General features: G+C 61.6%; 3 protein-coding genes. All 3 read left to right on the top strand.

Annotated features, from left to right (window positions below):
- The coding region (locus HZB49_RS18080; protein WP_283816624.1) for a flagellin at window positions 1–132 on the top strand (132 nt) is incomplete at its 5' end.
- Between the two features lie 163 nt (window positions 133–295).
- On the top strand, window positions 296–676 hold the full coding sequence (gene flbT / locus HZB49_RS18075; RefSeq protein WP_291613778.1) for a flagellar biosynthesis repressor FlbT: 381 nt from the start codon (window positions 296–298) through the stop codon (window positions 674–676).
- Window positions 677–971: 295 nt separating this feature from the next.
- A partial coding sequence (locus tag HZB49_RS18070) for an Hpt domain-containing protein (protein ID WP_291613780.1) occupies window positions 972–1,125 on the top strand: 154 nt, incomplete at its 3' end.

Below are 1,125 nucleotides of genomic sequence, written 5' to 3'. Positions count from 1 at the left end.
AACCTGACGCTGGCCGACACCAACGAGGAAGCGGCCAACAGCCAGGCGCTGTCGACCCGCCAGTCGATCGCGGTGTCCGCGCTCGCGCTCGCCAACCAGAGCCAGCAGAGCGTGCTGCAGCTGCTCCGCTAAGCGGCGTAGCCTTCGATCAAGGCGGCGGGGAAATCCCCGCCGCCACCTCGACAGCAAATCCCGAAGATTGAATCGCGGCGCCAATGCCGTGCATTCCCTGGACGGTGTTTCGAAAACGTCGTGAGCTCTTCTGCTTGCGCGTTGCTTCGAACAGGAGACGATCGTGCCGCTACGAGTCGAGCTTAAGCCGTTTGAGCGGATCGTCATCGGCGAAACCGTCATCATCAATTCCGGCACCCGCACGTGCTTCCTGATCGACGGCGAGGCGCCCCTGCTCCGCGAGCGCGACACGGTCAGCGCGGAAACCGCCAATACGCCTGCCAAGCGGCTCTATCACTGCGTGCAGACGATGTACCTCAAGAGCGACGTTGCGCGCTATCGGACCGCCTATCTCGGCTTCGTCAAGGAGCTGCGCCAGACGCACCCGGATTGCGGCGATGCGATCGCCGCCATCAACGCGCATGTCTCTGCCGGCGCGCTTTACAAGGCGCTCAAGGAGATCAGGAAGCTGATCAAGCGCGAAGCCGCGCTGCTGGCGGCCTGATCCGATACGGCTCCCTGCGGGCCGCCACGATGTGCGGCATTTTACGAGACTCTATCTCGAAATTTCCGTGTGGCCGTTCGTCAGCGGCGGATTGACTCAAAATCCGTATTTGCACGGAGCGGGAAATTAACGAGGTCGTGAAATCGAATAGCTAACAATTGCTGGAGAGTTCCGCCTCGCGACGCCGCGTGGCACTGCGCAGGTGCCGCCTGGCCCAAGGGGCCGTTCGAGAACGACCGGTATGGCTGCCGCACGATGATCGCAGCTGGCCGCGACAAACTGGAAGGCGACGCTGATGGACGATCTTATGCGCGAGTTTTTGACCGAGACCAGCGAGAGCCTGGACACGGTTGACAATCAGCTGGTTCGGTTCGAGCAGGAGCCGAACAACGCCAAGATCCTGGACAACATTTTCCGGCTGGTTCACACGATCAAGGGGACCTGCGGTT

Source organism: Bradyrhizobium sp., assembly GCF_016219575.1.
Classification (GTDB): Bacteria; Pseudomonadota; Alphaproteobacteria; order Rhizobiales; family Xanthobacteraceae; genus Bradyrhizobium.
The sequence above is the reverse complement of the archived record's forward strand: the minus strand, read 5'-3'. Positions and strand labels throughout refer to the sequence as shown.